Here is a 20,464-nt window from a genome sequence, read left to right as displayed (position 1 = left end):
CGGCTCGCAGCCTTCGCGGCTCGCAGCCTTCGCGGCTCGCAGCCTTCGCGGCTCGCAGCCTCGCGGGCTCAGCCTCGCGGCTTCAGGCAGAGGACCTGGGTCTTGTTGTCGCCGGTCGGGTTCAGCACGTACGGCTGCCCCGGGTCCGTGCACTGCTCCTTGGTGTCCACGATGGAGGTCACCTCGAACGTGCCCGGATCGCCGCACTTCGCGGTCACCGCCTCGTTGCCCTCACGCTTCACACAGTCGCCCGTGCTCACCGAGAAGCCACCGGAATCCGAGCCGCGCGCGATCAGCCAGGTGATGCCGAACGTCAGGCCGACCAGCAGACCGGCGCCGAGGATGACGCCGAGGAGCACGGGCAGCATCCGTACGTGCGGGGTCTCCGGCTTGGCGGCCTCCGCCGCCGGCTGGATCTCCGGCTGGAACGAGTTGAACCGGTCCTGCTCGTCCTGCCCGCCGGTGCCCGGCCAGCTCGCGGTCCGGTCCGGGTCGGGCGGCGGCGTCACCGTGGCCCGGCTGGCAGCACCGGCCCGCGCACCGAACGGCTGGCCGGCGTCCGAGTGCCCCTGCTCACCGAACTGCTGGGTCGCGTCGGCAGGTGGCCGCTCGCCGAACAGCTGACCGCCGGGCTGCCGGTCGCCGAAGGCCTGGTTACCGGGCCGATCCCCGAAGGGTGGGCGGTCGCCGAAGGACTGGCCGCCGGGCTGACGGTCACCGTACGTCTGGCCGCCGGGGGGCGGGAAGCCGTTCTCCAGCGGCGGCTGGGCGTGCAGGGTCGGCAGGGCGGGCGCGGGCACGTACGGCTGCTCCGCCGCGCCCTGCCCACGGCCGGACACGTCCGTGGTGTGCTCGCTGTAGTCCGGCGGCGTCGTACGGCTCGCCGGATTGCCGGGAACCGGACCGGGGTGCCCCGGCTGCCCGGGTCGTCCACGCCCGGCGAGGTCCGACGTGAACTCGCTGAATGCCGCCGCGTCGGGACCGTCCTGGGATGCCCCGGGCGCCGGCGAACCGGGTGCCGAAGGCGTGAACGGCTGTCCGGGCGGACTGACCCGCGCGCTCGCCGAAGCCCGTCCCGCGACTTTGGGGCCACCGGACGTGGGGGCCGGACCGCCCTCCGCAGAACCCGCACCGGATGACGGGGAGCCGTAGGTGCCGGGACGGTTCGGCGGCGGGGCGAACCGATCCGGCTGATCGTCGAAACCGCCGGCTTCCGAGGCGTCCGAGTCGGTGCGGCCGGAGGCGGGTCCGAAGCCGGGCTCGGATCCCGGGCCGCCGAAGCCGCCGCTGGTCGGACGAGGTCCGCCGGCGTCGATGCCGAAGCCGCCGGGGGCCTGGTCGCTCCCGAAGCCGCCGGGAGGCTGCTCGCTACCGAACCCGGCCTGGTCGCTTCCGAAGCCGCCGCTGGTCGGGCGCGGGCCGGGTGCGAAACCGGTGCCCGCGCCGAACGCGCCGCTCGCCGCCCGGCCGTCGTGGGCGGCCCCGAAGCCGGAGCGGTCGTCGTCGGCGGCCCCGAAGCCGGGGCGGCCGTCGTGGGCGGCCCCGAAGCCGGAGTCGCCGGACCGGTCGTCGGCGGGTGCGTGAGCCGGGCTGCCGGCGGGTGAGCCGGAGGCCGGCCTGGTGCCGAACTGTCCTCCGTCGGCAGGTGCCGCACCGTAGACACCGGCGGACCCCGACGTGGGGCGGGGCCCGAACATGCGGCCCTCGTCGGACGCGTCCGCGCCGGGCCGGGTGCCGAACGGAGCCTCCGAGCCGTCCTCGTCCTGATCGTTCTCGGACGCGGGGGCCGCGCGGCCGTACACCCGGGACTGCGGTGCCGGTGCCGGCGGCGGGATCTCGTCCGCCTCGACCGGCGCGACGCGGCTGGCCACCGGGACGGAGGCGCTGGCCGAGACCGGGCGTGCCGAACCCTTCGCGGGGCCGGACGGCTCGGACTGACCGGCGACGTCGGCCGGGTCGCGGGGCTGCGGCACCGAGGCGGCGTTGCGCGGCTCGGTGATCACGGGATCGGCGACCACGGGAGCGCCGCCCGAAGCGAGAGCCGCACCGGGCACCCGCTGCGGGTAGCCGCTGCCGCCGGCCGGTCCCGGCCGGTCGTCGGCCGGTCCGGGGGGCGCGGAGTCGGGTGCGGAAGGTCGTCCCGCGTCGGGCGCGCCGAAGGATGCGCCCGGCACGCGTTGCGGATAGCCGCCGGGCCGGTCACCCTCGTCGCGAGCCTCTCCGGTACGCCCGAAAGGCGGCTCCGCCGCGTCGCGGGAGTCGTCGGACCCCGGCCCTCCGAAGGGACCGCCGGCCTGCCGCGGGAACGGCTCGCCGGCCGGCCGCGCGAACGCGTCGTCGGCTTGGCGGGCGAAGGGGTCCTCGGCCGGCCGGCTGAACGGGTCGTCGGCCTGCCGGGCGAACGGTGACGGTTCGGCGTCCGGCCGCCGGGACGGCTCGGGCTGACCGAACGGGGTGGACGAGCCCTGATCAGCTCGCGCGAACGGCGAGCCCGGAGCGTCCGCCGCGCTTTCCCGATCCCTGAGGTGGCGGTCCGGTGCGAACGGTGAACCCTCACCCGCCGAGCTGCCACGTAGCGGGAAGCTCGCGCCCTCGGGGGCTCGGCCTCGCACGGGGAAGCCGCCGCTGTCTGACGAACCGCCGCGCCCGGGCAGGGAGGCGCCGTCCTCGGGGGACGCCGGGCCGTCCGGCAGGCCGGTCAGCGTGGCGCCGGGTACGCGTACGCGCTGGTCACCGAAGGCGGAGACGCCCGGCGGCCGGCCCGGCGACGCCTGGTCGCCACCGTCGCGGTCGAACCCGTTGTCCCGGTCCGGCGAGCCGCCGTCCCGGCCGAAGGGGAACGGCGCGCCCTGGTCGGCATTGCCGCTCTCGCGGTCGAACGGGTTGCCGGCGCGACGGGGCCCCTCGGGCTGCGGGGGAGCGGATCGGACGGGGGTGAAGCCGTTGAACTCGCCCACCGGACCCGACAGCGGACCGCCGGCGACGCCCGGGGAGCGCTGCGGAAGCTCACCGCCGCCCTGCGCCTGCCGGACCTGCTGCGGCTGGAAGGGGTTCCGCTCGTCGGCGGAGGAAGACTGTGCCGCGGCGGGCGGCGCCCACATCGAATGGGCCGGCTCGTCCTGGTCGCCGGCGCGCGGCGGCTGGGCGGGCGAGTCCATCGGCGTGGCCTGGCGGCGGGTCAGCGGTGGCTGCGCGCCGTTCCCGCGACCGTCATCCTGCTGAGCGGCGTCCCGGGGCGGCGGGAACGGAGACCCCTGACCTGCGCCGCCGGGCGGCGGGAATGCGGACCCCTGAGCGGAACCGCCGGGCGACTGGCCCTGAGCGGAACCGCCGGGCGACGGGAATGCGGATGCCTGGCCCGAAGTGGCGGGCGGCGGGAAAGGAGAGGCCTGGCCCGCGGAGGCGGGCGGGGGGAAGGCCGGCGGCTGAGCTGCGGCGGCGGGGGGCTCCGGCGGCGTGGCGGCGGCGCGTACGGGCTCGGCCGTGCCGGTCGGGCCCGGGAAGCCCGGCGGGCGGGCTGAGCCCTGCGCCTCCGGAGCCGCCGGGGACGGTACGCGCGCGGAGCCGGCGGACGCGAACTTGGCGGCGCCGGGGCCGAACGCGGGACCCTGCTGCGCGGAGACCTGCCCGGTGGGCGGTACGGCGGGGACCACGAAGGGCGAGCCGCCGTTCGGGGTCGATTGCGGCGGCGGGGCGTACGCGCTGGGGAAGGAGTCGTGCGCGTGCGGGTACGACGGGCCGTGGTCGGACGATGCCGAACCGTCCCCATCGGGCGGAAAGGCGTCCGGCGGAAAGCCGTCGGTGCCGAACGGCTCGGCTCCGCCGCCCGACGTGGCCCCCGGCTGGTGGCCGGACTGCTGGCCCTCGGACGTCATATCCGCCTCCTCCATGACTGTCGGCCGTGCCAGCTTATGCACGGACGCGGCCGACGTAGCAGAGCTGGGCATGACCCTGATCACTTCCCCGACCGGCCGAGCCGGGGCGGGTGACCGTGCCCAACCGTACCGGTCGCCGACGACACTCGGAATCCCGGTGTACGCCCCGCGGAGCGCGGGAGCGGCGCGAAAACCACTCGACGTGATCATGGTTACGCCGGACAAATCACCCGAAGCTTGGATTCGAGATCGCGCAGCGTCATCGAGGTGTTTCGGTGCGGAGTGGACTCCCGCGATCCGGAACGGCTGACGAAACGATCCGGAACGGCTGACGAAAGAAGGGCCGATAGTGCAGACCAAAGAAGCGGCCCGGAGAATGAGGTGACGCCCCGGCGAAGGGAAGGTCGACAAGGGTGGGACGCCCGGCGAGGGAGGCCCGGCAGGGGGGGTGACGCGCCTGGCTAGGGGAGGCCCCGCAGGTAAAGGCGCGCCCGGTGCAGGAAAGCCGACGGGTGGCGGATACGACGAGGTCCAGGCCGGTGAGCCGGCCTGGACCTCGGGGCCGCGTCGATCGGGAGGCGATCGGAAGACGCGGGTGATGAAACGGATTGCTCAGTCGATCCCGGCGCCGCGCGACGATCGATCATGCGCGCGCCGCGACGCAGGACGTCGGCGCGAACGGAATGTCCGTTCGCTGCCCGGATGCGTCAGGCGGGCGTGCCCGGTTGCGGCGGGATCAGAGGACGCGGTGCTGGGCGAAGATGGCGATCTCGTCGCGCATGGCCTGCGTGGGCGCGGCCTTCCAGGCGCGCTCGATGGCGCGGGCCTCGCGCTTGACCTGGCGGCGGTGGCGGATGCGCTCGATGGTGCTCATGGTGGTGCTCACTCCCCTGCGGCCTTGTGGGCCTTCGCTGTGTAGTGCCTGTGTTTCGGCGCTGTATCCATTAAACCGCGCCGAAACACAGGCAGCCAACGTTTCAGGGGGTGATCTCGCTTACCTGCCTAAGAATCGTAGGTCAGGTAAAGGTCTTACCGACGAAAGTCACGTCCAGGAGAGGAGAGTGCCCTCCGGGTCCCCGAGGAAGGTCCCGACGTCGCGCAGGAACTTGGACCCCAGTTCGCCGTCGACGATGCGGTGGTCGAACGAGAGCCCGAGGGTGGTGACCTGGCGGATCTTGATCTTTCCCTTGTGGACCCACGGCATGGGCCGGATGGCCCCGAACGCCAGGATCGCCGACTCGCCGGGCGGCAGGATCGGGGTGCCGGTGTCGACACCGAAGACCCCGACGTTCGTGATGGAGAACGTCCCGCCTGACATGTCCGACGGTGGCGTCTTGCCCGACTTCGCGACCTGGACCAGCGTGTTGAGCGCCTCGGCCAGGTCGCGCAGGCCCAGCCGGCCGGCGTCCTTGACGTTCGGCACGATGAGGCCGCGCTCGGTCGCCGCCGCGATGCCCAGGTTCACGTACTCCTTGACGACGATCTCGTTCGTCGCGCCGGACCACGTGGAGTTGATCATCGGGTGCCGCTTGATGCCGAGCAGGACCGCCTTCGCCACCAGCAGCAGCGGCGAGATGCGGACGTCACGGAACTCCGGCCGCGCCTTGAGCCGCTCCAGCGTCTTCATCGACCGCGTCACGTCGACGGTCAGGAACTCCGTGACGTGCGGGGCGGTGAACGCCGAGGCCACCATGTTCTCGGCGGTGAGCTTCCGGACCCCCTTGATCGGGATCCGCTGCTCGCGCGAGGCGTCGAACACCGCCGGCGCCGGAGCAGCCGCCGGAGCCGCCGCGGCCGGGGCCGAGCTGCCGTTGATCGACGTGGACGGTGCCGCGGCCGGTGCCACGCGAGCCGCCGCGGCCTGCTGCACGTCGTCACGGGTCACCGAACCGAGCGGACCGGTGCCGGTCAGGGACGACAGGTCGATCCCGAGATCCTTCGCCAGCTTGCGCACCGGCGGCTTGGCGAGGACGACGGCGCCGGCCCGGGCGGAAGCACCGGCCGCCGGGACGGACGGTGCCGCCGGGACGGGAGGAGCCGCCACCGCCGCCGCAACCGGGGGAGCCGCAGCGGCCACGGGCGCCGGTGCGGGAGCCGCCGCAGGCGGGGTGGCCGGTGTTGCGGTCGGTGACGCTGTGGGCGTACCGCTGCGGGGCCGGCGTTTGGCGGTGACGGTCCGCGGGCCGTAACCGACCAGCACGGCCGTGCGGCCGCCGGGGGCCGGACCACCGATCAGGCCGGGCTCGACCGCGCCCTCGGCCGGCGCGACCTCGACCGCGGCCAGCGATTCCGCCGACGGCACCGGCCCGGAGAAACCGGCCGGAGCGCCGTCGCCGGGACCGGACGGCGAGGCCGGCGAACCGGGCGGCGAGGAAGAGGACGGCAGCGGGCCCGCCGACGGGTCGGTGTCGATCGCGACGATCGGCGCACCGACCTCCACGGTGCTGCCCGCGTCGTGGAAGATACGGGTCACGACGCCGGCCCACTTCGCCGGGATCTCGACCGCCGCCTTCGCGGTCTCGACCTCGACGATCGGCTGGTTGAGCTCGATGGTGTCGCCCACCTCGACGAGCCATGCGAGGATCTCGCCCTCGGTGAGGCCCTCGCCGAGGTCGGGCAGGGTGAACTCCTTGATCCGCGACATCGGCGTCACCAGCCGAAGGAGCGGTCGACGGCGTCCAGGACCCGGTCCAGGTCCGGGAGGTACTCCTCCTCGACGCGGGCCGCCGGGTACGGGGTGTCGTAGCCCGTCACCCGCAGCACCGGCGCCTCGAGGGAGTAGAAGCACTCCTCGGTGATCCGCGCGGCGATCTCGGAGCCCATGCCCAGGTTGCCCGGCGCCTCGTGGACGATGACGGCGCGGCCGGTACGGCGCACCGAGTCGTACACCGGGCCGAGGTCGAGCGGCGACAGCGTGCGCAGGTCGATGACCTCCAGGTTGCGGCCGTCCTCCTCGGCGGCCGCGGCGGCGTCGAGCGCGACCCGGACCATCGGGCCGTACGCGATCACCGTCGCGTCGGTGCCCTGCCGCACCACCCGGGAGGCGTGCAACGGGTACGCCTCCGCGAGGCCGGCGTCGAGGTCGACCTCGCCCTTCTCCCAGTAGCGGCGCTTGGGCTCGAAGAACACGATCGGGTCGTCGGAGGCGATGGCCTGCTGGATCATGACGTACGCGTCCGCGGGGTTCGAGCACGTCACGACCTTGAGGCCGGGGGTGTGCGCGAAGTACGCCTCGGGCGACTCGGAGTGGTGCTCGACCGCGCCGATGCCGCCGCCGTACGGGATCCGGATGACGATCGGCAGCCGCACGTTGCCCAGCGAGCGGAAGTACATCTTCGCGACCTGAGCGACGATCTGGTTGTACGCCGGGAACACGAAGCCGTCGAACTGGATCTCGCACACCGGCCGGTAGCCGCGGATGGCCAGGCCGACCGCGGTGCCGACGATGCCGGCCTCGGCGAGCGGGGTGTCGATGACCCGGTCCTCGCCGAAGTCCTTCTGCAGCCCGTCGGTGATCCGGAAGACGCCGCCGAGCTTGCCGACGTCCTCGCCCATGATGACGACCTTGGAGTCGCTCTCCAGCGAGCGGCGCAGGCCGTGGTTGAGCGCCTTGCCCAGGGTGATCTTTTCGCTCATCAGTGCCCACTCCCCTCGAACGACGCCTGGTACTCGGCGAACTGCTGACGCTGCGCGTCGACCTCGGGCGAGCCGTTGGGGTAGACGTTGTCGAACATCGTGACCGGCTGCGGGTCCGGCATGGCCAGCACCCGTTCGCGCAGGTCGAGGGCCAGCTTGCGGGCGCTCTCGTCGACCTCGCCGAAGAACGTGTCGTCGGCCAGCTGCTGCTTGGTGAGGAACGCCTTGAGCCGGCTGATCGGGTCCTTGGCCTTCCAGGACTCGACCTCGCTGGCGATGCGGTAGCGGGTCGGGTCGTCGGAGCTGGTGTGCGCGCCCATGCGGTACGTGTACGCCTCGATCAGCGTGGGTCCCTGGCCGTTGCGCGCGTTGTCCAGCGCCGCCCGGGTCACCGCGAACGTGGCGAGCACGTCGTTGCCGTCGATCCGGACGCCCGGGAAGCCGTAGCCGGCGGCGCGCCGGTACAGCGGGATGCGCGTCTGCCGCTCGAGCGGCTCGGAGATCGCGTACTGGTTGTTCTGGCAGAAGAACACGATGGGCGCGTTGAACACGCCGGACCAGACGAACGACTCGTTGACCTCGCCCTGGCTGGTCGCGCCGTCGCCGAAGTACGCGATCACGGCCTCGCCCTCGGGGCTGCCGGTCTTGCCGTCCATGGTGATGCCCATGGCGTAGCCGGTGGCGTGCAGCGTCTGGGAGCCGATGACGATCGTGTACGTGTTGAACTTGAACTCGTTCGGGTCCCAGCCGCCCTGGTCGACGCCGCGGAACAGGCCGAACGGCATGATCGGGTCGATGCCGCGGGTGTAGAGCACGCCGTGCTCGCGGTAGGTGGGGAACGCCATGTCCTGCGGGCGCAGCGCCCGGCCCGAACCGACCTGCGCGGCCTCCTGCCCCAGCAGACTGGCCCAGATGCCCAGCTCACCCTGCCGTTGCAGGGCGGTCGCCTCGGCATCGAGGCGGCGGACCGTCACCAGGTCCTTGTACAGCTCGCGGTACTCGTCGTCGGTGAAGTCGACCGAGTACGTCACGCCCTCCGCCGTGGTGACGCTGTCGACGCGCTCACCGTCCGGGGTCAGCAGTTGAACGAAACCGCCCGCCGGGGCGTCTACCCCGACTTCGTTTTCGCCGTTCGCCATCCGTGTCTCCCTGCTTCATCTCTGCGCCCACGGCGGGTGTTGCCCGTCCGCGCGGCGGACCGCTGGTGCGCCGCGCCTGGCCCGGGTGAGGTTGCCGCGCGGTTGGTCGGCGAGGTCGCAGACCCCGCCGGGGAGTGACGACCCCCACCGCGCCCCGCTGGTGGGCGGAGGGCGACGGCGGCGGTGCCGTCGCCCCCATCCTCGCAGAGAACGTGAGTGTCGCCACAGGTCAGGTCGATCACAGATCCGAAATCTTGCTGAGCCATCGGTAGGCGTGTTTGTCCCAATAAGTGTTTTTCGTACCCTCACTTCCGTCTGAACGGACGATCCACACCGCTCCCCCACGCCGCGTCCGTCGTTCACCCCAGCAGCCGACGGATCCATCTGGATCTTTGACTCTGGGGAGGGTGCCGGCCGTGCCGGAGCAGCCGAACGACGACGGGCTCGTGCCACCGATCAAGGTGTTGCGCAAGCGCCTCAACGGCGTCTACAGCGCGGAGGGCTTCACCGGACCGACCCGCCGCTACGTGCTCCTCGTCGTCATGCTCGTCGGCCTGGCGTCGCTGCCGACCCTCGCGGCCATCACGGCCGGCTCCGACGAGCTCGCCGGCGGCGACACCAAGGTCACGGACGTGCCGTTCATCCCGCCCGCGTCGTCGGGCCCGGTCCGCGTGCCGCTCCCGCCGAGCGGCGCCGGGTCGCCCACCGCCGGGCCCCTGCAGGGTCAGGCCCAGAAACGCAAAATCCGGAAGTACGGGGACAGCGCATCGGACGATTCACGGCGTCCCCGGCGAACCGCCACACCGCCCCGCGCCGCCCCCACGGGCACCGGCGGCCACCCCGGAGGCGACAACCCGGTGAGCCCGACCCGCCCGGCCCGCCCGGCCCACCCGGCCCGCCCGGCTCCCGCTACCGGTGGCTGGACCGGCGTGCTGAAGCCACACCGTCCGCCCCAGCCGGACGAGGAGCCGGCCGGCCCCGGCACGGACCCGGACGAATCCGACGATCCACCCACGCCGACCGACCCGCCCGCTCCCAGCGATCCGAGTGACCCGATTGATCCGGCGGATCCGGGGAACCCCGCCGATCCCGGCAGCCCCGCCGATCCCGGCAGCCCCGCCGATCCCGGCGACCACGGCGGTCCGGGCGACGGCGGCGACCACGACGGCGACGGTGATCACGATGGCGACGGCAGCGACCACGACGGCGACAGCGGGGACCACGACGGCGGAGGCCACGACAGCGGAGGCCACGACAGCGGTGACGGCGGCGACCACGACAGCGGCGACGGCGATCACGGCGACGGCGGGGACCACGACGGCGGCGACGACCACGACGGTGGCGATCACGGCGACGGGCATGGCCACGACGGCGATCACCAGGGCGACGGCGACGGCGGCGACGAGCCCGGCCGGCCCACCGATCCCGGCCGCCCGCCGTGGTGCGCCGACCGCAAGCGCGCCGTCACCGGCCGTTCCGCCATCACGGTCCATATCGCGCGGACCCGCCTCAAGAAGATCGTCATCCATCGGCCGGCCGAGCCGGACCGGTCCGACACCAGCCGGAGGTCAGCCGTGACCGATCGCCCGCACAATCTCGGTTCCGCCGCCGCGGCGGCGCGGACGCACAATAGTCACCGCTACCGCTGGGCGCCGGACGGCGACCACGCCGCGACCCGCCCGTACCGGGGCGGTCACCGCGAGCAGGACCGTACGCCGGCCAGGGATCGCAGCTCCCGGACCGGCGGCCACCACCACCGCGACGGCACCAACCGCTGGTAGGGCGGCTCAGGAGTCGTCGGACAGCCGGTGACGGTTGGTCTCGATCCAGGCGTCGATGGCGTCCGGGTCGTTCGGGTCGACGCCCTCCGAGATCAGCTGGGCCACCGCCGCCGTCGCCGGGCTGCGCTTCTCGCCCGTGGCGTACAGGCGGGCGAACTCGGGGATCATCTCCTCGACGATCTCGTCCGTCTGCTCGGCCGCGGCCTGGGGCAGGCCCTTCTTGCGCATCGCGTACGCCGACCAGGCCCGGGTGACGCGCGGGAGCATCGCCGCGTCGTCCATGTCGAGGACCGCGCGGCGGTGGACCCAGTCGAGCAGGAAGAGGCCGGCGACCGCGGGGCTCCAGCGCAGCGGGTCGGTGTCCGGCATGCTCGCCGCATGGTCGAGCAGCAGGCTGAGGCAGAAGTGCAGGGAGGCCAACTCGTCGTCGGCCGACACGGTGTGCAGGCCGAAGCGGGCCGCCTCGGGCGACGACAGGAAGTCGCGGACGTGCTGCTCGCGGTCGGGGCCGGTCAGCTCCGGCGGCTCGGCGGGCGGCGGGACCGTCGAGCGGGGCAGCAGCGAGAGGCGGGCGACGGCGAGCGCGCGGTCGGTGGCGAAGTTGCCGTCCTGTGGGAGCTCGCCGAGGTCGTCGGTGATCTCGAGGTGCCGGTCGACCTCGGTGCGCAGGCGGGCCGGGTCCTCCTCGCGGAACCACGTCAGCTCGTCGCCGGCGCACATCTCGCGGACCTGGCCGAGGATGCGTTCCGCCGGGCCGCCCACGTACACGTCCTTGGTGATGCCGATGTTGTGGTCGACGAGGGCGACGACCGCGTGGTCCGGCCCGCCCTCCTCGGCGTCGTCGTAGGCGAAGGTGACCAGATAGGACGTCTGGTCGCCGTACACGTCGCCGTACGCGTAGCAGCCGGTCGGGCGGACCCGGCCGAGGTGGGCCGTCCAGGCCGGGGCCTGCGCTCCGGCGCGGACCTCCGCCGCGCCGTCCGCGTCCGGTACGAGCGCGGCGAACACCTCGCGGATCGTCGTGGCGGACGCCGTGCGCCGGCGCGCGGTGGCGTTGAGGAACTGGCCCACGAAGTCGCGGACCGCCGTCGCCCGGTCGGCGGTGGCCACGGCGTAGACGCTGCCGAGCAGCGCCGCGCCCAGCATCTCGGCGTCGAGGGCGCAGTCGAGCTTCGCGACGTCACGCGCCGCGTGCAGGACCGCGTCGTACGGATTCTGAGGTGCGGCCATGTCGCCGAGCCTACCGGCACAGCAGGTGGCAGACCCTATTCCGAACGGACGACAGTGAGCGCCTCACGGGCCTGTGCGTACGCGTGCAGCACCTCGCGGACCGGCGCCACGACGTATTCCCGTCCGACCTCGGTGACCGAGGCGCGCAGCCGTTGCTCGGCGCGGCGTCCGGCTCGGCGGGCTCCCGCGTTGACGATCGGGCGCAGCAGCACCGCCAGCAGCAGCCCGAGTATCAGCCCGCCGAGCAGCAACAACGTGGGCAGCGGCACCTCGCCGACCTTCGGGTTGTCGAACGCCGGCAGGCCGAGGACGCGGACCGCGTACCCGGCGAGGAGCCAGCCGAGGCCGACGACCGCGGCGATGGTCAGCAGCCACTGCAGCAGCCCGACGGCGGTCCACCAGAACGGCTTGCGGTTCATCCCGAGATCGGTCTTCGCCACGGCCCGGTCGAGCGCGTCGGGCAGGTCGCCGAGCCGGGAACGCGCGGCGGTGTTCAGCGCCGGCGCCCACACTTCCGGGATCGGCGCCGCCGCTCGCGCCGCCACCGCCCGTACGGTCAGCCCGACCGCGGACTTCTGCGCGGCGTCGGCTTCCGGCAGCGACGTACGGGAGACCGGCACGAGCTCCTGCGACGGCTCGGTGTCCTTCTTGTCAGTGGACAGATGCAGCCGCTTGAGCGGGTCCGGGCGCAGTTTGCGGACGCCACGGATCAGCGGCCAGCCGGTGCTCGCGATCGCTCGGTGCCGGTACGCGCCCTCGGTGGCGGCGGCCACGGCCGGCACCCCGGCGGAGGCGGCGAGGGCGTCGCTGAGCTGGCGTACGGTCGCGCGGTCGATCTCGTCCTCGGCGGCCGGCGGCCCGATCGTGGCGGCGAGCTGCTCGGCGACCGTGTCGACGTCCCCGGCGAGCCGGCGCAGCGAGGCCTGCCGTTCGGCGACCGTCTTCTCCAGCGCCTCCCGCAGCTCGGTGAGCATGCCGGGCTGCTTCGCCGAGGTGGCCATGGCGGGCACGCCGGTCAGCCCGTCCTCGTCGAGGAGTCGCTTGAGGTCGGTCAGCACGATCTCGGTGTCACCGGGGGAGAGCCGGTCCGCCTGGTTGAGCACCACGATCGTCACGTCGGTGTGCGACCGGAACTGCCGCAGGTACGCGTTGTGCAGGATGCGGTCGCCGTACTTCTGCGGGTCCACGACCCAGACGACCTGGTCGACGAGGCCGAGCAGGCGGTCCACCTCGAGCCGGTGCCCGCGCTCCACCGAGTCGAAGTCGGGCAGGTCGAGCAGGACGAGCCCGCGCAGGGCCGCCTCGTCGTCGCCGTCGAGCGCGCTCTCGCGGATGAAGCGCTGGCGCGGGAGCACGCCGATCCAGTCGAGCAGCCGGTTGGCCGGTTCGAGCGGTCCCCACACGCAGGCGTGCGCGACCCCGGTCGTGGGACGGCGGACGCCGACCGGCGACAGCTTGAGCCGGGCCAGCGCGTTGAACAGGCTGGACTTGCCGCTGCCGGTGCTGCCGGCGAGCGCGACGACGGTGTGGTCCTGCGACAGCGCGAGCCGGCTGCCCGCGCGCTCCACCAGGGTGTGCGCGGCCACCAGGTCGTTGTCCGGCAGGTAGGGGTCGGTGACCCGCAGGAAGCGCTGTAGCGCGTCCAGCCGCTCGACCAGCTGCTGGGCGTCCACCCGGTCGTCACCGCCGAGGGCACGCTTGACCTTCTCGACGAGGCTCATGACGGCGTCCCGGTCAAGGCGAGTTCCTCCCTGGCACGCTCCACGTCGGCCGCGGCCTGCCGCAGCGTAGCGCCCGGCTCCAGCTCGAGGCCCACCGCGGCGGTACGGTCCGTGTACCGGGCCGCCTCCGCGTCGAGCAGCACGTTGACCCGGGTCAGCAGCTCCTCGCGCGAGCGGGCGGCGAGGGTCCGGATGGCCTGGTCGCCGAAGACCGCCTCGAGCACCTTCTGGGCGGCCACGGTGGTGCCCGCGCCGACCGCCACCTCGGCGCCGGTCGGGATGAACGCCGTCGAGGTGAAGACCGCGATCATCACGGCCAGCCCGACGCCGTTCACCGCGTACGCGGCCCCGCGCGCGACGATCCGCTTGTCGGCGGCCTCCTTGCGGACGAGGTCCAGCACCCACTGCTGCCAGTCGCGGACCACCCGCTCGGCCCGTTCGGGCAGGTCGGCCGAGGGCTTCTGCAGCGCGGGCTCGAGCAGCTCGGCCCCGGCCGGATGCGCCTGCCACGCCGAGTACGCCTGCTCGGCCGCGTCGGCGGCGACGCCCCGCAGCAAGGTGACCAGCTGCGACTCCAGGGCCACCTGAAGGTTGCGGCCGGGCGCCGGACGCCCGGTGATCGCCGCGACGACCTTGTCGCGCAGCTGCCCGACGCGGGACTCCAGGGTGCGCAGGAACTCGCCGGTCCCGACGAACTCCTGCCACCGGGCCAGCACCTCACCGCGCAGCAGCCGGCCGTCCTGCAGACCGTTCTCCATGGTCCGGCGGGCCGTCCGGTACGCCGCCGTCACCCGCTCGTCCAGCGACTTGGCCGCCACCGCCTGCTCGTCGGCGGCCGCGGCCAGCCCCTCGACGGCGGGCCCGAGCGCGGACAGGGCGCCGTCGAGCGTCTGGCGCACCACGGCGGCGCGCGCGCCCGCGTCGGCGGCGAGCTGCGCGAACCAGTCGTGCAGCTGCCGCGTCACGTCCTCGGGCAGCAGCCCCTGACGGTCCAGCGTGGTCTCCGGCAGCACGAACAGCGGCGCGGCGCCCATGTTGTGCTCGGTCAGCATCTCGGCCAGGTGCGCGGAGACCTCACCGGCGGCCTCCGCGGGCACGCGGTCCAGCACCAGCGCGATCACGGTGCCGCGCAGCCGGGCCGTCTTCAGGAGCTCCCACGGTACGGCGTCCGCATAGCGCGCCGCGGTCGTGACGAACAGCCACAGATCCGCCGCGGCCAGCAGTTGCGCCGCCAGTTGCCGGTTGCGGTCGACCACCGAGTCGATGTCGGGCGCGTCGAGGAACGCCAGCCCGGGCCCGAGCGCGGGCGCCGCGACGAGCTGCAGCGTCCGCGGGTCGTTGCTGGCCTCCGCCGTACGGGTCATCCCCGGCAGCAGCTCGCCCTTGCGGAACCACGACGAGTCGGAGGGGTGGCTGACCAGCACCGGCGAACGGGTGGTCGGACGCAGCACCCCGGCGGCGCTGACGGGCGCCCGGACCAGGCTGTTGACCAGGGTGGACTTCCCGGCGCCGGTCGAGCCGCCGACGACCACGAGCAGCGGGGCGTCGAGCCGCGCCAGGCGCGGCAGAAGGTAGTCGTCCAGCTGCGAGACGAGCGCGTCGCCGACGCTCTTGGCCTCGTCGGCCGAGGGCATGACCAACGGGTACGTGGTCCCGCCGATCGTCGCCCGCAACCGGGACAGAGCGGTGGCGAGTCGGCCCACCTCAGCCGGCGCCTCCACCGGCGGTACGGCCTCCAGCGCGGCAGCACCGCCCGACGTGGGCGCGGGGCTGGCGGGCAGCGGCGCGAGATCGTCGAGGGTCTCGGGACGCGCCTGCGTGGTCACGACGTTGCCGCTGGTGGACGCGGAGGGCGGCGGCCACTCGGGCCGCGCCGGCGAACCGTCGTCACCGGCCTCGACCTCGGCGGCCGGCTCGGCGTCGGGGGCCGGCTCCGCCTTGACCTCGGCGGCCGGCTCGGCGTCCACTTCGGGCTCCGGCTTGAGCTCGGCGGTCGGTTCGGCGTCGGCCGCGGGCTCGTTCTCCACCTCGGCGTCCGTCTCGAGCTCGGCGGTCGGCTCGGTGTCGGGAACCGGTTCGGCCTGGATCTCGGCGGTCGGTTCGGTGTCGGCGGCGGGCTCGGTCCTGACCTCGGCGTCCGTCTCGGTCTTGACCTCGGCGGTGGGCTCGGCATCGTCCGTCGCCTCAACCGCGGCCTCGGGGTCCGGCTTCTTCGCCGTCCTGGCGGGAGCCTTCGCCGGCCGCTTCTTCTTCGCAGCCGGAGTGCTCGCGGCCGGCGGTTCCGGGTCGGGCGCCGGTGCCGCCTCCGGGGGCTCGGAGGGCGCGGTAGTGCCCCGTTCCTCGGGTTCGCCTGTCTCTGCCATGGAATCCGGCCCGGGTGGTGGTGCGGTCGGGGACGCTGTGGGCGTACCCGTCGATCTGGGTTTCCCGGCAGCAGCCGGACCACCGTTGGTCTGCGGTTTTGTCAGCGGGGTGTCGGCTACGGCGGGCGTGGCCGACGGACCGACCGCGTCACCGTGCGTCGTCACGGGTAAAGCGTGCCCGATCTATGCATCGCAGACAACAGGTACCCCACCCGTCGTGACCGGACAGGAACCTTCGGCCCAGAAGTTGCGCCGGGTCGACTCAAGTTCGACTTGCGGACTGGTGATCCCGTGGCATCATTGAGTCCGGTCCACTCAACTTGAGACCCGAAGACTTGCTACACCCCAGCAAGAAGCGCGTTACACCAGCAAGCAGAGCCCGGTAAGAAGCGAGGAAGCGAACATGGCACGAGCGGTCGGCATCGACCTCGGCACCACGAACTCCTGCGTCAGCGTTCTGGAAGGCGGCGAGCCCACCGTCATCGCCAACGCGGAGGGCTCCCGGACGACTCCGTCCATCGTCGCCTTCGCGCGCAACGGCGAGGTGCTGGTCGGCGAGGTCGCCAAGCGTCAGGCGGTGACCAACCCCGACCGGACGATCCGTTCGGTCAAGCGTGAGGTCGGCACCAACTGGTCCATCGACATCGACGGCAAGAAGTACACCCCGCAGGAGATCTCCGCGCGGGTGCTCATGAAGTTGAAGCGTGACTCCGAGGCCTACCTCGGCGAGACCGTCACCGACGCCGTCATCACCGTCCCGGCGTACTTCAACGACGCGCAGCGCCAGGCCACCAAGGAGGCCGGCGAGATCGCGGGTTTCAACGTCCTGCGCATCGTCAACGAGCCCACCGCCGCCGCCCTGGCGTACGGCCTCGACAAGGGCTCCAAGGAGCAGACCGTCCTGGTCTTCGACCTGGGTGGCGGCACCTTCGACGTGTCCCTGCTCGAGCTGGGTGAGGGTGTCATCGAGGTCAAGTCGACCTCCGGCGACAACCACCTCGGCGGCGACGACTGGGACCAGCGGATCATCGACCACCTGGTCAAGACCTTCCGCGGCGAGCACGGCGTCGACCTGTCCCAGGACAAGATGGCCCTGCAGCGCCTCAAGGAGGCCGCGGAGAAGGCCAAGATCGAGCTGTCCGCGGCGACCACGACCAGCATCAACCTGCCGTACATCACGGCCGGTCCGTCGGGCCCGCTGCACCTGGACATGACCCTGAGCCGCGCCGAGTTCCAGCGCATGACCCAGGACCTGCTGGACCGCTGCAAGGGCCCGTTCGAGCAGGCCATCAAGGACGCCGGCGTCAAGGTCGCCGACGTCGACCACGTCATCCTGGTCGGCGGCTCCACCCGTATGCCCGCCGTCTCCGACCTGGTCAAGTCGCTGACCGGCCGCGAGGCCAACAAGGGCGTGAACCCGGACGAGGTCGTCGCTGTCGGCGCCGCCCTGCAGGCCGGCGTGCTCAAGGGTGAGGTCAAGGACGTCCTGCTGCTCGACGTGACCCCGCTGTCGCTGGGCATCGAGACCAAGGGCGGCATCTTCACCAAGCTCATCGAGCGCAACACCACGATCCCGACGAAGCGCTCCGAGGTCTTCACCACGGCCGACGACAACCAGCCGTCCGTGCTCATCCAGGTGTTCCAGGGCGAGCGGGAGATCGCGGCGTACAACAAGAAGCTCGGCACCTTCGAGCTGACCGGTCTGCCCCCGGCGCCGCGCAACGTGCCGCAGATCGAGGTCACGTTCGACATCGACGCGAACGGCATCGTGAACGTCCACGCGAAGGACCTGGGCACCGGCAAGGAGCAGAAGATGACGATCACCGGCGGCTCCGCGCTGCCGAAGGACGACATCGAGCGCATGATGCGCGACGCCCAGGACCACGCCGACGAGGACAAGAAGCGCAAGGAGGACGCGGAGACGCGCAACCTCGCCGAGCAGCTTCAGTGGCAGACCGAGAAGTTCCTGGCCGAGAGCGGCGACAAGCTTCCCGAGGACGCCCGCAACCAGATCAGTGAGGCGCTGGGCGACCTGCGCGGCGCGCTGGGCGGCAGCGACATCGAGAAGATCAAGACCGCGCACGAGAAGCTGGCCACCGTGTCCCAGCAGGCCGGTTCGCTGCTCTACGCCCAGCAGCAGCAGGACGGCACCCAGGGCACCCCGGGTCCGGACGGCACCGAGGGCCCGGCCGGCGGTCCGGCCGGCGCGGCGGGCGCGAGCGCCGGTCCGCAGCAGGGTGGCGCTGACGACGTCGTGGACGCCGAGATCGTCGAGGACGACAAGAAGTGAGCCGGACGGACGACGGGGACGCTCAGGCGACCGAACGCGTCGTCATCCGGGATCGCCGCAAGATCAACCTGAACGGTGAGGACACCACGGTGACCAAGGAGCCCGAGGAGCAGGCCGGCGAGCAGCCCCGGGAGCCGAAGGAGTCCAAGGGCGGCGCGCACCGCGCCGCCGAGGAACCGGAGGACGAGGGGCACACCACGCCGGGTCTCGGCGCGGAGCTCGAGGCGCTGCGCACCGAGCTGGAGGAACGCACCCGCGACCTGCAGCGGGTGACAGCCGAGTACGCGAACTACCGCAAGCGCGTCGACCGTGACCGCAGCGCGGCGGCCGAGCAGACGACGGGCGCGGTGCTCACCGCGTTGCTGCCGGTGCTGGACGACATCGACCGGGCGCGCGAGCACGGCGACCTGGTCGGCCCGTTCGCCGCGGTCGCGGAGTCGCTGGGCGCCGTGGTCGGCAAGCTGGGCCTGGCGGCCTTCGGCGAGAAGGGCGACCCGTTCGACCCCACCCGCCACGAGGCGGTCGCGCACCTGACGTCTGCCGACGTCACCGAGCCGAGCTGCGTCGAGGTCATGCGCCGCGGTTACACCCTCGGCGAGCGGCTGTTGCGGCCCGCGATGGTCGCGGTCGCCGACCCCGCGTGACAATGTCCCGTCCCGCCCACCATCCGGTGGGCGGGACCATCCGACCGCCCCACCCGCCACCCAAGACAGGATTGAAGACGCTTTATAGGAGGAGGTGGGGTGGATGAGTTCGAAGGACTGGCTGGAGAAGGACTTCTACGCCGTTCTCGGGGTGGGCAAGTCCGCCTCCGCCGATGAGATCAAGAAGGCGTACCGGAAGCTGGCCCGGGAGAACCACCCGGACCGCAACCCGGGCAACAAGGACGCGGAGGAGCGGTTCAAGGCCGCGTCCGAGGCGTACGACGTGCTCTCCGACGACAAGAAGCGCAAAGAGTACGACGAGATGCGCTCGCTGTTCGGCTCGGGCGCGTTCCGCCGGGGCGCCCGCCCGGGCGGTGGGGCGAACTTCGACCCGTCGGACCTGTTCGGCGGGTTCAGCGGCGCGGGAGCGGGCTCGGGCGCCGGTGACCGCCGGTTCGGCGGTGCCGGCTTCTCGGACATCTTCAGCTCGATCTTCTCCGGCGGCGGCGCCGGGGGAGCGGGCCGGCGCGGGCCGCAGCGGGGCCGCGACGTCGAGGCCGAGGTGACGCTCGACTTCGCGCACGCCGTGAAGGGCACGACCCTGCCGCTCACGCTGCGCTCGCCGGGCGTGTGCGACACCTGCCACGGCAACGGGGCGAAGCCCGGCACCCAGCCGCGGACCTGTCCGCAGTGCCACGGCTCGGGCCTGCTGTCGCGCAACCAGGGCTCGTTCAGCTTCTCGGAGCCCTGCCGGGAGTGTCAGGGCGCGGGCACGATCGTCGACGAGAAGTGCCCGGAGTGCCGCGGCACGGGCGGGGTCACCAAGAACCGCACGATCAACGTCCGCTTCCCCGCCGGCGTCGCCGACGGGCAGCGGATCCGGCTCAGCGGCCGGGGCGAGCCGGGCGAGCGCGGCGGTCCCGCCGGTGACCTGTACGTGCAGGTCCGGGTACGCCCCGACGACCTGTTCGGCCGCGTCGGCGACGACATCACGCTGACGGTGCCGATCACGTTCGCGGAGGCGGTGCTCGGCACGGATCTGCGGGTGCCGACGCTGGACGCGCCGGTGACCCTGCGGGTGCCGCCGGGTACGCCCAGCGGACGCAAGCTGCGGGCCCGGGGCAAGGGCGTGCAGCGGCGCGACGGCCGGGCCGGCGATCTGCTGGTCACCGTCGAGGTCCAGGTCCCGGCCGGCGTCTCCGGCGAGGCGCGGGACGCCCTCGAGCAGTTCGCCAAGCTGACGCCGCAGGCGGAACGCGGACGTCTCGAGGCCCGGCTGCGCCGGGGATAATCGGATGGGCAGGGCGCCTTCGGGAGGTGGCACATGTACGAGGAGATCAACATCTCGCTGGAGCGGGCCTCCGACGCGAAGGTCCTGATCATCTCTGTCGCGGCGAAGCTGGCCGGCATGCACCCGCAGACGCTGCGCCAGTACGACCGGCTCGGCCTAGTGCAGGCCGGCCGGGCCGGTGGCGGCGGCCGGCGCTACAGCGAACGCGATGTCGCCCTGCTGCGCGAGGTGCAGAAGCTGAGCCAGGAGGAGGGCGTCAACCTCGCCGGGATCAAGCGGATCATCGGCCTCGAACAGCTCGTGGGTGAGTTGCAGGAGCGGGTGGCCCAGCTGGAGTCGCAGCTCGAGGACGCGTACCAGCGGATCGCCCAGCTCGAGGCGGTGGGGCCGTACCCGCGCCGCGACCTGGTCCGGCAGGAGCGTCCGTCGACCGCCCTCGTGGTGTGGCGACCCCGCCGTTCAGGAGACAAGTAAAAGCCGCCGGTGCTCGCAAG

General features: G+C 72.9%; 13 protein-coding genes. 5 read left to right on the top strand and 8 right to left on the bottom strand.

The window, feature by feature from the left end:
• Window positions 1-68: 68 nt before the first annotated feature.
• The 5 genes from AB0K03_RS20055 to pdhA all read right to left on the bottom strand — a co-directional run bounded on the left by AB0K03_RS20055 (window position 69) and on the right by pdhA (window position 8,650).
• Entirely contained in the window at window positions 69-3,875 is a 3,807-nt protein-coding gene (locus AB0K03_RS20055; protein ID WP_364686951.1) for an LppU/SCO3897 family protein, read from the bottom strand.
• Window positions 3,876-4,611: 736 nt separating this feature from the next.
• Window positions 4,612-4,749, bottom strand: a complete 138-nt coding sequence (locus AB0K03_RS20050) for a hypothetical protein (RefSeq protein WP_199513346.1) — start codon at window positions 4,747-4,749, stop codon at window positions 4,612-4,614.
• Between the two features lie 168 nt (window positions 4,750-4,917).
• Window positions 4,918-6,519, bottom strand: coding sequence for a dihydrolipoamide acetyltransferase family protein (locus AB0K03_RS20045; RefSeq protein WP_364686949.1), 1,602 nt, complete (start codon window positions 6,517-6,519; stop codon window positions 4,918-4,920).
• 5 nt (window positions 6,520-6,524) lie between these two features.
• Complete coding sequence (locus tag AB0K03_RS20040) at window positions 6,525-7,514, bottom strand: alpha-ketoacid dehydrogenase subunit beta (RefSeq protein WP_364687137.1); 990 nt, start codon at window positions 7,512-7,514, stop codon at window positions 6,525-6,527.
• Complete coding sequence (gene pdhA / locus AB0K03_RS20035) at window positions 7,511-8,650, bottom strand: pyruvate dehydrogenase (acetyl-transferring) E1 component subunit alpha (protein WP_364686947.1); 1,140 nt, start codon at window positions 8,648-8,650, stop codon at window positions 7,511-7,513. The genes AB0K03_RS20040 and pdhA overlap by 4 nt, the downstream gene beginning before the upstream one ends.
• Before the next feature lie 416 nt (window positions 8,651-9,066).
• Here pdhA and AB0K03_RS20030 point away from each other — a divergent pair, with 416 nt between their 5' ends.
• Window positions 9,067-10,431, top strand: coding sequence for a hypothetical protein (locus AB0K03_RS20030; RefSeq protein ID WP_364686945.1), 1,365 nt, complete (start codon window positions 9,067-9,069; stop codon window positions 10,429-10,431).
• A 6-nt stretch (window positions 10,432-10,437) separates the two neighbouring features.
• Here the strand turns inward: AB0K03_RS20030 and AB0K03_RS20025 are convergent, their stop codons facing one another.
• From AB0K03_RS20025 to AB0K03_RS20015, 3 genes are read right to left on the bottom strand one after another with little or no spacing between them, the layout of a single operon-like run.
• A complete protein-coding gene (locus tag AB0K03_RS20025; RefSeq protein ID WP_364686943.1) occupies window positions 10,438-11,661 on the bottom strand; it encodes a hypothetical protein in 1,224 nt (407 codons plus the stop codon).
• A 35-nt stretch (window positions 11,662-11,696) separates the two neighbouring features.
• Entirely contained in the window at window positions 11,697-13,382 is a 1,686-nt protein-coding gene (locus tag AB0K03_RS20020; protein ID WP_364686941.1) for a GTPase, read from the bottom strand.
• Complete coding sequence (locus AB0K03_RS20015; protein ID WP_364687135.1) at window positions 13,379-15,121, bottom strand: dynamin family protein; 1,743 nt, start codon at window positions 15,119-15,121, stop codon at window positions 13,379-13,381. The genes AB0K03_RS20020 and AB0K03_RS20015 overlap by 4 nt, the downstream gene beginning before the upstream one ends.
• A 1,027-nt stretch (window positions 15,122-16,148) precedes the next feature.
• Between AB0K03_RS20015 and dnaK the strand changes: the two genes are divergently transcribed.
• The 4 genes from dnaK (at window position 16,149) to AB0K03_RS19995 (ending at window position 20,444) form a co-directional block, all read left to right on the top strand.
• Entirely contained in the window at window positions 16,149-18,035 is a 1,887-nt protein-coding gene (dnaK, locus tag AB0K03_RS20010; RefSeq protein ID WP_364686939.1) for a molecular chaperone DnaK, read from the top strand.
• A complete protein-coding gene (gene grpE, locus AB0K03_RS20005; protein ID WP_364686937.1) occupies window positions 18,032-18,679 on the top strand; it encodes a nucleotide exchange factor GrpE in 648 nt (215 codons plus the stop codon). The genes dnaK and grpE overlap by 4 nt, the downstream gene beginning before the upstream one ends.
• Before the next feature lie 103 nt (window positions 18,680-18,782).
• Entirely contained in the window at window positions 18,783-19,970 is a 1,188-nt protein-coding gene (dnaJ, locus tag AB0K03_RS20000; RefSeq protein WP_364686935.1) for a molecular chaperone DnaJ, read from the top strand.
• A 33-nt stretch (window positions 19,971-20,003) separates the two neighbouring features.
• A complete protein-coding gene (locus tag AB0K03_RS19995) occupies window positions 20,004-20,444 on the top strand; it encodes a heat shock protein transcriptional repressor HspR (RefSeq protein ID WP_364686933.1) in 441 nt (146 codons plus the stop codon).
• Window positions 20,445-20,464: the final 20 nt, after the last annotated feature.

The organism is Actinoplanes sp. NPDC049316 (assembly GCF_040677315.1).
In the GTDB taxonomy this organism is placed as follows: domain Bacteria; phylum Actinomycetota; class Actinomycetes; order Mycobacteriales; family Micromonosporaceae; genus Actinoplanes.
Note: the sequence above shows the minus strand (reverse complement) of the source record. Positions and strands in the feature narration are given on the sequence as shown.